The organism is Bradyrhizobium pachyrhizi (assembly GCF_001189245.1).
GTDB classification, from domain to species: Bacteria; Pseudomonadota; Alphaproteobacteria; order Rhizobiales; family Xanthobacteraceae; genus Bradyrhizobium; species Bradyrhizobium pachyrhizi.
Window position 1 is genome coordinate 293,273 of the sequence record NZ_LFIQ01000114.1, and the last position, 13,341, is coordinate 306,613.

A 13,341-nucleotide genomic window follows, 5' to 3' on the forward strand; every position below is an offset into this window, starting at 1 on the left:
AGCTTTGACAGCTTATGCGCGGCATAAGAGATACTTTGATGAAGAACCTCAACCTCGATTATCTCGAAAGCTTCGCCGTCGTGATCGACTGCGGCAGCTTCTCGGCGGCGGCCGAGCGGCTGCAACTCACGCAGCCCGCGGTGAGCCTGCAGGTGCGCCAGCTCGAGCGCAGCCTCAATGCGACCTTGATCGAGCGGGTCGGACGCAAGGCCAGACCGACCGCCGCCGGCGTCGCGCTGCTCTCGCACGCGCATCAGATCAATGCGGCGGTGGCATCGGCGGTCGACGCCGTTGCACAGCAGACGACCGGAACGGCAGGCCGCGTGCGGCTCGGCACCGGTGCGACCGCCTGCATCTTCCTGCTGCCGCCGATCCTGAAGGAACTGCGCGCCGCGCTGCCCTCGCTGGAGATCACGGTCACGACTGGCAACACCGCGGAGATCGCCCGGGCGGTCGAGGACAACACCATCGACATCGCGCTTGTCACGCTGCCGGCGTCGGGGCGCAGCTTCGAGATCACGCCGGTCGTGAACGACGAGTTCGTGCTGATCGCGCCCCGCGACATGCAACTGCCGGCGCGGATCACGCCGGAGGTGCTGGCGACCAGGTCGGTGCTGCTGTTCGAGCCGGGCGGCAACACCAGACGCACCGCGGACGAGTGGCTGGCCCGCGGCGGCGTGTCGTTGAAGCCGTTGATGTCGCTCGGCAGCGTCGAGGCGATCAAGGAGATGGTGCGCGCCGGGCTGGGCTGCGCGGTGCTGCCCGGCATGGCCGTTCCCGCCAGGACCAAGCAACGCGACCTGATCGTCCGGTCGTTGTCACCAAAGCTCTACCGCCGGCTCGCGGTGGTGATCCGCCGCGACAAGCGCCTCGATCGCGGGCTGCGGCAGACCTTGTCGGCGCTGAAGGCGCTCTCGGCCAGGGACAATGGCCGCTAGAGCGTCGAGCGAGGTGGACGCCGGTCCGCGTCAAGAAGGCAGGCAAGACAAGAAGCGAGAGCTTCGGTTCTGATCCAATCAAAACCGAAGCCCTTGAAAGCACGCCGCGCGTTCTCCCTGCTCTACCCCTTACGTCGCCTTGCGCTCCTGCTCCGCGATCTTGCGGAACGCGGCCTCGCCGGCATCGGTCACCGCCGCCCATTTTGCGTTCGGCGTGGCCTCGGCCTCGTAATTGTCGTGCCAGTTCCACCATTTGTAGGTCGGCCCCTGCGGGTAACCCTTCGGCGAGTCCTCCCAGAGTTCCTGGCGGCCGAGCGGCGTGATGTCGAGATAGCTCCACACCGTACCCATCGCCTCGTCGCCGCGGCTGTTGACGAAATAAGTGCGGAAGATCCGCTCGCCGTCGCGGATGAACACGTTGTGGCCGTGCCACTCGGCAACGCCGAAGTCGGTGTCAAAACTGTCGGTGATCGTGTACCACGGCATGTCCCACTCCATCCGCGCCTTCAGCCGCGCGATGTCCGCCTGCGGTGCGCGCGAGGCGTAAGCGAGCGTGGTGTCGCGCTGGTTCAGATGGGAGAGATGACTGACCTGATCGGCGCCGAGCGAACAGCCGCGGCAGCCATGATCCGGCCAGCCGAACACGCCGGGCTCGAAGAAGGCGCGGTAGATGATCAGCTGCCGGCGGCCCTCGAACAGGTCGAGCAGGCTCGCCTTGCCGTTCGGTCCTTCGAAGACATACGGCTTCTCGACCGCCATCCAGGGCATTCGCCGCCGCTCCGCCGCAAGCGCGTCGCGTGCCCGCACCTGGGCCTTTTCCTTCACCAGCATCTCGAGGCGCGCCGCCTCCCACGCCTCCCGTGACACCACCGGCGGCGTCTGCATCGCCGTCAGGCCGCCGCGATCGCTTTCAGCTGATTTATTCATGATGGTCTCTCCATCTCCGATTTGGACGAACTCCGGGATCCCAGCGCGGTTCCATCGCCGCCCGCCGTTCGCCGTTGGTCATGCCCCAATCTGGCGCCGCGGCAGCAGTGAGTGGGAGTGACAAGTGTGTCGGGATTTTCACGCATGCGATCCAATAAGTATTTGCGATATGCTTGCACTTTGCAATTATATGTGCGAGCCTCTCATTCCATGAAACAGACCGCGCCTGCGTCCGATGACGGGCTGAAGCTCAGTGCCTGGCTGCCCTACCGCCTGTTCCTGGTCGCGGCGCAGGTCGCCCGACCGCTCGAGCGCTTCTACGGCGAGACGTTCGGATTGAGCCAGGCCGGCTGGCGCATCCTCGCCGTCATCGCCGAGCGCGACGCGGCCAACGCCTCCGAGATCCGCCGCGCCTGCGCGCTCGATCCGTTCGCGGTCAGCCGCGGCATCGGCCAGCTCACAGAGCTCGGCTTCGCGGTGCGACGCTCCGGCAAGTCCGACCGGCGCTTTGCCGCCGTTAGCATCACCCGCAGCGGCCGGGCCGCGTTCAACCGGATCGCTGCACTCGGCAGCGCGATCGAGACGCGGCTGCTGGCGCGGCTCTCGGAGAGCGAACGCGTCACGCTCGATTCCGCCCTCACCCGGCTTGAGGGGGAAAGCGCGCGGATCGATGCCGGCGGCTGGCGCGCACTGCGCGACGACGCCGGCACGCCATGACAGTCCTGCTGTTCGCGCTGACCGCGCTGCTCTGGGGCGGCGGCGCGCTGGCAACGGCGATGCAGGCCGGCGTAACGCCCGCGCCGTGGTCGGTCGCGCTGCGCATGGTGCTCGCGGGCGTCATCCTGCTCGGCTACGGACGGCTGCGCGGCGTGCCGCTCGCGATCCCGCGAAAGGACCGGCCGGCGGTCGTGTTGCAGGGCCTGCTGTTCTTCGCCATTGCCTTCATCGCCTTCTATGAGGCGACCGCACGGATGCCGAGCGGGCTTGCGGCACTCGTCTTGTCGACATCGTCGCTGTTCGCGGCCGTGCTCGCGCGCGCCGCACTCGGCGTTCCGATCTCCTCCGGCTTCGTATCGGGCGCGCTGTGCGGCATCCTTGGACTGGCGATCATCTTCCTGCCCGGCGCCGCCGCGCACGGCGCCGCGCCGCTTGCGGGATTCGTCTGGGCGCTCACCGCGGCCATCGCAACCGGCGCCGGGACAACGGTCGGTGCACGCAACCAGCGCGCCGGACTGCCCGTCGTCTCCGTGCTCGGCTGGGGCGCGTTCGTCGGCGCGACGGCGAGCGCGCTGTGGGCCGTCGCGACGGGCACGCCGTTTGCGGCCGACATCTCGCCCTCCTACGTGGCGAGCTTCCTCTATCTCGCGATCGCCGCGTCCTGCATCACCTTCATGCTCTATTTCGAGCTGGTGCGCCGGCTCGGTCCCGGCCGCGCGGCCTATACGCTCGCATTGGTGCCGCTCGTCGCGCTCGTGCTGTCCGCCCTGTTCGAGCACCTTGCGCTGGGCTGGCCTGTGCTCGCCGGCGCCGCCGCGATCCTTGCCGGCAACGTGCTGGTCCTGGCGCGCGCCTAACCGGCTCGTCGGCGCACAGCAAGATACATGCGGCAAGTGTCCTCCCGCCGCCGGTCGCCGGCTGGTCAACCGCATGTTTCCCGATCGCATTAATCGGACGTTGTCCGGCTCGCATATAAAGAAGCAACCCGGGACGACGAGGCGGCTTCGCAGGGTTACCCGATCGTGAACTCCATCCGCAAAATCCGCAATACCGAGTACTTCGCAATCCAGGTCGACGGCCAGGATGACTGGATCATGCGTCCTGCCCTCGGCCAGCGGCCCGCGCGGAATGCCGGGCTGCTGCCGGACGCAATCGCGTGGTTCTTCAACACCGACGCGGGATTCGCCTTCTATGATTTGGCGCATCGCCGGCTCGTCGATCGGCTGCAAACGCCCTGGGCGCGCGGCCACGACGGAAAGGACGCGCGCGACGACTATCTGAGTTACGGATTTCTCCAGAGCAAGGATGGCCGGTTCGTCTATCTCGTGCTTTATCACGCCGCGAACGCGACTGACCTGCATGTCATCGACCTCGAGCGCAGGGCGATCGTCCGCTCGGTTCTGGACATGCCGAGCGGCAACTCGCTGTGCCCGCCGGTTCTGGACCAGGCTGGCCGGATTCTGGTTTCGGCGTTCCGGCATGACAATGGAATTATCGCGCTGCTGCTGCGCATTGATCCGCAGACCGGCGCTTACAATGTGTCGAGCTGCGAGGGATCGCGTGCCAGGTCGTTCCTGATCCGCTCGAGCCCGTGCGGCCGCTATTGGCTGCGCGCCGACAATTCCCGGCTTCCCATGATTACCGAGGAGAGCTCGCTCGTCTCCCGGTTGCTGGGTAGAGACACCACGGCGCAGCGGGAATATTTCAGCTTTGCCGTCGAGATCTGGCAGGCATTTCCGCTGCGGCGGCTGCACTCCGTCGCGCCGATGTGGATGCAGGCGGAAGGGTTGCCCGACACGACCCAGCTCGATCTCGACAGGCGGAAGCAGGGATTGCCGCCTCGGCGAGGCGAGATCTACCGCAAGGTGTCACAGTTGCTCGATCGCGAGGCCACGCTGACGACCAACGAGATCAACGCGAAATCGCACCCCGATCTGTGGCCGGATCCGAACACCCACTACGCCAACGTCAGCAGCAATCTGCGCGACTTCGAGCTTTCCGAGCGGGACGTGATTGGCTGGCAACCCGATAGTCTGGCCTTCTGGCTGAGGCGAAATGACTTCGTCGCCTGCGTCGGCGTGGACGGAACGGTCTCGCCAAAGATCATGCTGGAGCGGTTCGGGATGGACGACCGTCCCTGGTTGGCGCGCGCCCGCGGCTGGTCGAAGGCGACGCCCCTGCCGGACCGTCGCCTCGATATCCGGTTCACCGAGGGGATCGTGACGGTCTCCGGCGCGCCGGGCGATCCGGTACACCGCGTCCGGGTGGTGCCCGTAACCGACGATCATTTCAGGCCCGCGCCACCCGAGCCGCAAGAAGAGGACAAGGATGCCGCGCTGGCCAAGAAGGCCGAGACGCTCGCCAAGCGGTTCAGCACCTACGCCGTCGATCTCGCCTCGATGAGCGAGCCCGATTGTATCGCGGCCATCGATGCGCTCACGGCGCAAATCAGCCCCGATATCAATGAGCGCCCTCACGACAACCACCTGCAGGCAGTGTTCCGTTTCGATGGCAAGCGGCTCAACGAGAAGAAGTTCTTCTCGCATGTTGCGAAGCACTGCCCCCGCGCCGCGCCTGCGATCCGAAGGCTGATCGACGCGGTATGCACGCACATCGGACCGCATGCCAGCGCCTGGTACGATCCTTACGGAGACGAGATTCCGACCGCGCTGTTCGGCTACGCCGCATGGTGCCTCGCGCGCGTGGACAAAACCAGCAACGATGTCCTGCTGCGCTACTACGGGCTGGTCGATACCGATCACGAGAGCTTCTTTTTCGAGAAGATCGCTCCGTTGATGCTGGAGAACGCGGGCAGTGCCAGCGCTCGCCTGGAGCTCGCGGAAGGGTTCTATTTCGGCGATCTCGGCAATGCCATCGATCACTCGGCGCTCTGGCGAATGGCGAAGATGGCCGAGCACGCGGCGAGCCTGATGACGGCGAAGCAGTATGCGGCGCGTTTGCTGGCGCGTGCAGCCGCGACGTCCGCCGCCCGATCAAAGTCGGAGTTCGGGTATTATTGTTTCGACAACCTCGCGCGGTTCCTGACGGATCCTTCGCAATGGGAAACAGAGCTGCTGCAAGAACTGCCGCAAGCGGCGAGCGATCTCGCGCCCCAGTAGCGCCGCGGCGGATGAAAATATCGCGCCGGCATGTCACATTCGCCGTTCCTCGTTCGTCATGATGTCGTCAACCAACCCAGGGAAACCGACCATGACTGTCAGACTTGATCCGCTCGCCGCCGCCCCCAAGATCATGAAGATCTGGTTCGACGCGTCGGTCGCGATCTCCTCCAGCCTCGAGCCGAAGCTCGCCGAGCTCGTGAAGATCCGCGCCTCGGAGATCAACGGCTGCGCCAATTGCATCAATTTGCACACGACATTCGCCCGCGATGAGGGTGAGACCGAGCAGCGCATCTACCTGCTGTCGGCCTGGCGCGAAGCGCCCTGCTACACTGATCGCGAGCGCGCCGCGCTCGGCTGGACCGAAGCCCTGACGCGGATCTGTGAGCAGCATACCCATGTCGCGGCCTACGAGACGCTGAAGGCGCATTTCACGCCGGAGGAGCAGGTCAAGGTGACCTTGCTGATCAACGTCATCAACGGCTGGAACCGGATCGCGGTCGGCTTTGGCGGCTTCGTCGATCCGCACGTGCTCAAGGCCAGGATGGCTGCGGCGTGACCGCGGAAATGGCACGACACGGCGCAGCGGCTGACTTCGCGCCACTGCGTCCCAGGCTGATGCGCGTCGCTATCGCATGGCCTCTGCACTAGGCGACAAGGCTCCATTCGGTCCGGATCGTCGGCCGATTGACGCGGCGACGATATCTGACTAAAGTCAGATATATGCTCGACCCTGTTTCCCGCGTCCGTCGCTTCAACCGTGCCGTGACCTCCGCCGTCGGCGCGCTCGACACCTCGTTCCTCGGGCGCGGCCGGCCGCTCGGCGCGGCGCGCGTGCTGAATGCGATCGGGCACGGCCGCGCCGATGTCGGCGAGATCAGGGATTATCTCGGGCTCGATTCCGGCCTGATGAGCCGCCTGCTGCGCAGCCTCGAGGACGAGGAACTGATCGAGACCACGGCGCATGGCGACGACGCGCGCCGCCGCATCGCGCGGCTGACGGCGGCGGGTAAGCGCGAGTTCAACGCCTATGAGGCGATCTCCAACCGGCAGGCAAAGGACTTTCTCTCCCACCACAGCCAACGCGAGGCGCTGCTGGCGGCGATGGACCTGATCGCCTCGGCGCTCGGCCGCGATGGCACCGCCCTCGATGAGATGGATCCGCGCGGCGACGAGGCGCGCTATTGCCTCGGCGAATATTACGCCGAGCTGGCGCGGCGCTTCGAGAAAGGCTTTGACGTCAGGTTGTCGCGCGACCCTGAGGCCAAGGACATGGTGCGGCCGCGCGGCAGCTTCATCGTGGCGATGTCGGACGGCCTGCCGATCGGGTGCGTCGGGCTGAAGGGCGGCAGCAGCGGGTTCGCCGAGATCAAGCGGCTCTGGGTCGCACCTGGCGCGCGCGGTCTCGGCCTCGGCCGCCGCCTGATGGACGCGGCCGAGAAGGCCGCGCGCGAGCTCGGCATCGCGGTGTTGCGGCTCGACACCAACAGCGCGCTGCCGGAAGCCGGCCAGCTCTACCGCCGGACGGGCTGGACCGAGATCCCGCGCTTCAACGGCGACCCCTACCCCGATCTGTTCTTCGAAAAGCATCTCTGAACGGCGCTCCGCGCGCGGCGCCCGCATCAGCTTGTCCGGCGCGATGCCCTGGCCTAAGACACGGGCATGACCATTCGCCCCATCGTGCGCTATCCCGATCCGCGGCTTGCACTGCCGGCCGAGCCGGTGACCATGTTCGACGAGGCGCTGCGCGAACTGGCGCAGGACCTGCTCGAAACCATGCGCGCGGCGCCCGGCATCGGCATCACCGCGCCGCATATCGGTGTATCCCTGCGCGTCGTGGTGCTCGAGCTCGATGCCAGCGAGGGGGCGCGGACCTATGTCAATCCGGAGATCATCCGGACCTCGCCCGAGATGATCCTGCACAAGGAGGGCAGCGTCTCGATGCCAGGGGTCAATGACGAGGTCGAGCGCCACGCCCGCGTCCGCATCCGCTATCAGGATCTCGACGGCAACATGCAGACCGAAGAGTCCGACGGCCTGCGCGCGGTGTGCCATCAGCACGAGATCGATCAGCTCGACGGCGAGTTCTGGATCAGGCGGCTATCCCGCCTGAAGCGGGAGCGCCTGATCAAGCGGTTCGAGAAGCTGTCGCGCGCGTAGTCGGACGTCACCCTCCCGCCATCAAATCCTTGGCCAGCGCCATGTAAGCCGGCAGCGTCACAGGGTCGTTGGCCGCGTTGCCGGCAGCCGGGTGCGAGGCGTAGCGCGCGATCACCATCTCGGCCTTCGGATCGATATAGAGGCCCTGGCCATAAACGCCGCGCGCCATGAAGGCGCCGTGCGCATTGTGCGTCACCCACCATTGATTGCGGTAGGACGCTCCTGGCAGTGTGGTGTAGCCGGCCGGCTTGAATTTCCCGGGATCGCCGCCGCGCGCGATGTCTTCGACCACATCGGACGGTACGATCTGGCGACCGTTGAAGCGGCCGTGGTTGCGCATCGTCTCGCCGAAGCGGGCAAGATCGCGCAGCGTCGTCGACAGTCCGCCGCCGCCGCTTTCGGTACCGATGCGGTCGACGTGATAATGCGCATCCTCCTCGGCGCCCATCGGCGCCCAGATCCGCTCGGAAAGCAGGTCCGACAGCGTCATGCCGCTGGCACGGCGGCAGATCCAGGCCAGCACGTCGGTGTTGACGGTCTTGTAGGCGAACGCCTTGCCGTGCTCGCCCTGCTTTTGCTGCGCACAGAGGAAATCGAAGATATTGGTCGCGCCCTCATAGCCCGGCTCGATCGGCGCCATGCCGTTGGCGCGCCGCAGCCCCCACACGTCGGAATTCTTGTCGGTATAGACCTCGGTGTATTTGAGGCCGGTGGTCATATCCATCGCCTCGTGCACGCGGGCATCGCCGAACGCGCTTGCCTTCAGCTCCGGTACGTAATCGGTGATCGGCGCCTGCGGATCGATCTTGCTCTCGGCGATCAGGATGCCGGCAAGCGTGCCGGTGAATGATTTGGTCACCGACATCGCGATGTGCGGCTTGTGCGGCCTCAAGGCGCCGAAATAGCGCTCGTAGATCAGCTTGCCCCGGTGCAGCACGGCGATGCCGTCGGCATAGGTTTCCTCGAGCATACGCGCGAAGGTCATCGGGCGGCCGTCCATCGTCACCGATGCCGACGCGCCAATATCATGCTCTTCGCGCGGCAGCACCGACGCCGGCCCTGCCCCGCGCCAGACATTCACGGTCGGCACCAGCTGGCGGACGTTGCTCCAGGCCCAGCGCAATTCGGGGAAGCTGCGGAACGAGCCGTTCTGGAAGGTGATGGTCCTGTCCTGCGGTGGCGGAAAGCCCTGCATCCAGCCAAGCGTTTGCGGATCGGATTCGGCGGCGGTGAGATTTTGCGGTTGATTGGCGGCGGCTGCGACGGACATCAGGGCTGGCTCCAGAGCTGCGAATGCGAATTTCGTATCACGCGACGGCACCAGGCACATCCCGCGTTTGCGCCGGGGTGACCGTCACGGTGAGCGGATGCCGCGACGCGGATGGCCGCGTGCCGCACACGCCAGCTCGATCGGACACCTGACTATCGAGCGCGGGCCAAATCATTCCGGCAGACGGATTACCCCGCCGCCACGCGCTCGATCGCGGCGATGTCGATATTCTTCATCGTCATCATCGCCTCCATGGCGCGCTTGCCGGCGGCGCGATCGGCGCTGTTGACGAGTTCGAGCAGCCGCCGCGGCGTGATCTGCCAGGCAAAGCCCCAGCGATCCCGGCACCAGCCGCACGGCAATTCCTTGCCGCCATTGCCGGTGACCGCATTCCAGTAGCGATCGGTCTCCTCCTGGCTGTCGGTGAGCACCATGAAACTGACCGCCTCGTTCGGCGTGTAGTTGGAGCCTCCGTTCAGCCCCACGAAGCGCCGGCCGAGCACGGTGAACTCGACCGTCAGCTCCTCGCCCTGCCCGATGCCCGGTATCGGAGATTGATGGCCCGCGCCGACATGGCTGTCGGGAAACGTCGCGGCATAAAACTCCGCCGCTTCGCGCGCCCGGCCCTGATCGAACCAGAGGCATGTGACGAGATCGGTCATGGCAGTGTCCTTCCAGGGATCATCGAGCAGAATGGAGAGGGCATAATCCGTGATTATGGTCCTGGTTCGACGCGGCGCAGGCTTTCGTCCCACAACGTGTTTCGCCATCGCGGATCACGTTTCGCAACTTCGGCCCACGCGCATGATCAGGAGCGGCACGATGACGATCGCTCCCGCCATCAGCATCACTCCGGATACATCCGAGAGAGTCAGCATCCGGGCACCAAGAATGGCTCCGACGCCAATCGCCGAATTGATGACGGCCGAGTGGATAGCGGCCGCGGACATTGCCATGGAACCGGCCGCACGCAAGATCCAGGTCTGGAGGCCCGCGAACAGCGCCGCGACGGCGGCGCCCCAGACAACGAGCAAGGTAACGACCGTGCCGGTCCCCAGTTGCGGGCCGAACCATCCAAGCCCGACAAGCGCGCCCGCGAGGGCCACCAGTCCCCACGTGATGACGGATGTCATGAAGCGATCGCTCAGAACGCCGCTCAGGATGTTGCCGACAAATCCTGCTCCGCCAAAACCGAACAGCATCACACCGATCATGAAAGGCGGCTCATCCGCGATCTCGCCGAGGAAGGGTTCGATGAACGTGTAGGCTGCGAAATTCGCCGCCGCCATGAACGCCGTTACGGAATAGATTTTCCGCAGGTCCTGTCGGCAAATCACCGCTGCCAGCGCTTGCCATCCCGCCGGCGATCCGGCCCGGAGCCGCGGAAGAACCCCGACCATCAGGACGGACGTGCACAATCCGACCCCGCCGATCACGCCGAATGCCGCGCGCCATCCGTTGTTCTGTCCGATGAGGTTGACGAGTGGCACGCCGACGACGGTTGCCATCGAGATTCCGCCGAACACGATCGCTGTCGCAACACCCATGCGATGAGACGGCGCAATCTGCGTTGCGATCGCGGCCGCCATCGCCCAGAAGAAGCCGTGAACGACAGCACCGACCGCCCGCGCCAGTAACAACCCCGTGAAACCGTCGGAGAGCATTGCCGCAAGGTTGGTCGCGGACAGCACCAGCATCAGAACAACGAGCAGCGGCTTGCGGGGAAAGCCCTGCAGCAGAACGGCGGACAACAGGCCGCTCGCAGCGCCAATCCAGGCATAGAGCGTGACCGTGAGCCCGACCGCGGCCTGGTCCCGACCAAGGTCGAGGGCGATCTGGGACAACAGCCCGACCGGCGCGAACTCGGTCGTGACCATCGTGAACGAAGCAACGCCGAGCACGATGACGGCGAACCAGACGCGGAGCCCGGGACTGGAAGTGTCAGTCGTCATGCAGGTGACCGGTGTGGAGGGGCGCCCTGATGTCCCTGATGACGCGCCGATAGTCCTGACGCCGCGTTTCATCCATGAACGCAGCCTTGAGGCTGTTGTCGGCGAGGCTCAATTGCTCCTCGACAGTCAGGCCCAACGCCGCTGCCGCGCGGACGAAATTCTCGTTGACGTGACCTCCGAAATACGCGGGGTCGTCGGAGTTGACCGTGACGCAGAGGCCGGCGTGGAGCAGCCGGCGCAGATTGTGACGTTGGAGATCGGGGAAGATCTGCAGCGCCACATTCGACAGCGGGCATACCGTGAGCGGCGTCCCCTCGTCGGCAAGGCGCCGCATCAGTGCCGGATCGGCCTCGCATTGGACGCCGTGATCGATGCGGTCGACGCGCAGCCTGTCGATCGCTTCGGTTACGTAATCGGGTGGCCCTTCCTCACCGGCATGCGCAGTCGTCTTCCAGCCAAGCGCGCGGGCGCGGGCGAAGACCTCGTCGAAGGGTCCGGGCGGGTAGCCTTTTTCCGGCCCACCAAGTCCGAGCGCCACCACGCCGTCGCGCCAGCGGCGTGCCGCCTCGATGGCGGCGAAGGCCTCTTCAACAGGCTTATGCCGGCGAACGCACAGGATCACGCCTCCGGTGATATCGCGTTGCAACCGCGCGTCTGCATAAGCGGCGCTGATGCCGTCCATGACCGCATCGAACGGCACGCCACGCTCGGTATGGTCGGCAGGGGTGACGTAGATTTCCGCATGAACGACATTGTTTTCCCGCGCACGGGTCAGGTACGCGCGCGTCAACTCATAGAAGTCGCGCTCCGTCCGAAGCACGGTCAGGCCGGCCCAGTAGATCTCCAAAAAAAACTGGAGATCGGAGAATCGATACGCCGAGAGGATATCGTTCATCGAGCGGTACGGGATCGCCACATCATTCCGGCGGGCAAAATCGAGCAGCATGCCCGGCTCCAGTGTTCCCTCGACATGCACGTGAAGCTCGGCCTTCGGAACGGCCTTGATGTCAAATAACGGAACGGAATTCATTGAACGCGATCTCTGGCCTCGGGCGTGTTCCGCTTCAGAGCTTTTTCCCGCGCATCCAACCGGATGCGCGTGCCAAAGCTCGTCTGCCGTACGAGCCTGACCTAGCAGCCTTTGTCGAAAGGTCGCCACGCATAAAATATGCGAGCGTTATCCGGCTGAGGCAGCCTCCCCGTGCATCAGGCAATGGTGGTGACCAGCCGTGCGGGGGCACCGTCGGCGAGCATGATGCGCTCCCACAGCATGCGTCCCGGAAGGATCACGAGGTCCGCATCGGAGTTCGGACCCGTATTGACCTCGAGCGAGCTGAGCTGCCCGTCATACCAGCCGAGATCATTGAGGGCGGTGTCAGCCGCGAGGATTTCCGGAGAGGCATAAACACGTAGCGATTTGCCCAGGAATTCGGACAAGCCGGTTCGCCATTCGGCCTGCCTGGGCGCCGATGCGGCAAGCAGCCGATGCGTCAGGTCGCACACCAGATGGACCTTGCGCGTCGAGGATTCGACAAGGCGCTTCAGGGCGACATCCTGGGCCGGCTCGAACGGACCCATGAGCAATCGGCGCGCCGAGATCCACTGGGTTTCAGACAGATCGAGAATACCGCGCTCCCAGCGCGACACGGTCGCCTGATCCACACCCATCAATTCAGCGAGGTGGCTTTGCTTCATCTGACGAAGCAATCGCATTCTTCGCAACCCGCGGCCTTGATCACCCATCAACATTCACCCGACTTTGTTCTGCAACTCGTGGCGCAGGTCAGCGAAGACATGCGCCGCGGACACCGCTACCAGGAACGGCCGCGGCGTAAAATCCGCAGCCGCGCGCGCCTGGCGCTGGTCGAACCACAGGCATGTCACGAGCCCGGCCACGGCAGTCTGTCTTTTTTCGCATAGGGTGGTTGGCGAAACCGCACACCGCCATCACGATCACAATGCCCGTCCGGTCCGACCGCGCGATGCGGTGGCCACAACCGTTCCGCAAGCACGCTGATCGTCCCTGCGAAAGCAGGGACCCATTACGGCGCGGCCGGGGTTGGGAACAGGACTCGTCGTTCTGGCATCGCTCGACAATGACCATCGGTGGTTATGGGTCCCTGCTTTCGCAGGGACGACACTGAGTGTGTTGCGGAGCCGTGAATCAAGCTTCCGCATTCTCGCGGCATGAAGTGCCCGAGCCTTGCTGTAGTTGCCGCCCTCCTCTCACAGAGGGCGCAGGGAAAGCCGGGTGCCGA

At 65.3% G+C, this 13,341-nt stretch carries 14 protein-coding genes; 7 read left to right on the forward strand and 7 right to left on the reverse strand.

Annotated elements, in window-relative coordinates:
* Positions 1-38: 38 nt before the first annotated feature.
* A complete protein-coding gene (locus AKL29_RS30525) occupies positions 39-938 on the forward strand; it encodes a LysR family transcriptional regulator (RefSeq protein WP_028335082.1) in 900 nt (299 codons plus the stop codon).
* Positions 939-1,067: 129 nt separating this feature from the next.
* On the opposite strand, the gene AKL29_RS30530 is transcribed toward AKL29_RS30525, so the two are convergent.
* Complete coding sequence (locus AKL29_RS30530; RefSeq protein WP_050386702.1) at positions 1,068-1,865, reverse strand: DUF899 domain-containing protein; 798 nt, start codon at positions 1,863-1,865, stop codon at positions 1,068-1,070.
* Positions 1,866-2,075: 210 nt separating this feature from the next.
* On the opposite strand from AKL29_RS30530, the gene AKL29_RS30535 reads away from it, so the two are divergent.
* From AKL29_RS30535 to AKL29_RS30560, 6 genes are all read left to right on the forward strand, one after another.
* The gene (locus AKL29_RS30535) at positions 2,076-2,582 is read left to right on the forward strand and encodes a MarR family winged helix-turn-helix transcriptional regulator (RefSeq protein ID WP_050386703.1); all 507 of its coding nucleotides are present in this window, start codon (positions 2,076-2,078) and stop codon (positions 2,580-2,582) included.
* Positions 2,579-3,439: a DMT family transporter gene (locus tag AKL29_RS30540; protein WP_050386704.1), complete on the forward strand. Its 861-nt coding sequence runs from the start codon at positions 2,579-2,581 to the stop codon at positions 3,437-3,439. Before AKL29_RS30535 ends, AKL29_RS30540 begins: the two co-directional genes overlap by 4 nt.
* A 165-nt stretch (positions 3,440-3,604) precedes the next feature.
* Positions 3,605-5,701, forward strand: coding sequence for a hypothetical protein (locus tag AKL29_RS30545; protein ID WP_050386705.1), 2,097 nt, complete (start codon positions 3,605-3,607; stop codon positions 5,699-5,701).
* Between the two features lie 91 nt (positions 5,702-5,792).
* Positions 5,793-6,260 (forward strand): carboxymuconolactone decarboxylase family protein, encoded by a 468-nt coding sequence (locus AKL29_RS30550; RefSeq protein ID WP_050386706.1) that lies wholly within the window; start codon positions 5,793-5,795, stop codon positions 6,258-6,260.
* Positions 6,261-6,424: 164 nt separating this feature from the next.
* Positions 6,425-7,297, forward strand: coding sequence for a bifunctional helix-turn-helix transcriptional regulator/GNAT family N-acetyltransferase (locus AKL29_RS30555; RefSeq protein ID WP_050386707.1), 873 nt, complete (start codon positions 6,425-6,427; stop codon positions 7,295-7,297).
* A 66-nt stretch (positions 7,298-7,363) separates the two neighbouring features.
* Positions 7,364-7,861, forward strand: a complete 498-nt coding sequence (locus AKL29_RS30560) for a peptide deformylase (RefSeq protein ID WP_028335075.1) — start codon at positions 7,364-7,366, stop codon at positions 7,859-7,861.
* 7 nt (positions 7,862-7,868) lie between these two features.
* Here AKL29_RS30560 and AKL29_RS30565 read toward each other — a convergent pair whose 3' ends face one another.
* The 6 genes from AKL29_RS30565 to AKL29_RS43035 form a co-directional block, all read right to left on the reverse strand.
* Positions 7,869-9,131: a serine hydrolase domain-containing protein gene (locus AKL29_RS30565; protein WP_050386765.1), complete on the reverse strand. Its 1,263-nt coding sequence runs from the start codon at positions 9,129-9,131 to the stop codon at positions 7,869-7,871.
* A gap of 188 nt (positions 9,132-9,319) precedes the next feature.
* Positions 9,320-9,793, reverse strand: coding sequence for a VOC family protein (locus AKL29_RS30570; protein WP_050386708.1), 474 nt, complete (start codon positions 9,791-9,793; stop codon positions 9,320-9,322).
* 114 nt (positions 9,794-9,907) lie between these two features.
* Entirely contained in the window at positions 9,908-11,083 is a 1,176-nt protein-coding gene (locus AKL29_RS30575) for an MFS transporter (protein WP_050386709.1), read from the reverse strand.
* Positions 11,073-12,113, reverse strand: coding sequence for an adenosine deaminase (locus AKL29_RS30580; protein WP_050386710.1), 1,041 nt, complete (start codon positions 12,111-12,113; stop codon positions 11,073-11,075). Before AKL29_RS30580 ends, AKL29_RS30575 begins: the two co-directional genes overlap by 11 nt.
* Before the next feature lie 176 nt (positions 12,114-12,289).
* Positions 12,290-12,826 (reverse strand): helix-turn-helix domain-containing protein, encoded by a 537-nt coding sequence (locus tag AKL29_RS30585; protein WP_028335070.1) that lies wholly within the window; start codon positions 12,824-12,826, stop codon positions 12,290-12,292.
* A gap of 6 nt (positions 12,827-12,832) precedes the next feature.
* Positions 12,833-12,979 carry a hypothetical protein gene (locus AKL29_RS43035; protein WP_160321808.1) on the reverse strand — a complete coding sequence of 49 codons (147 nt, stop codon included), beginning with the start codon at positions 12,977-12,979 and terminating at the stop codon, positions 12,833-12,835.
* Between the last annotated feature and the right edge of the window lie 362 nt (positions 12,980-13,341).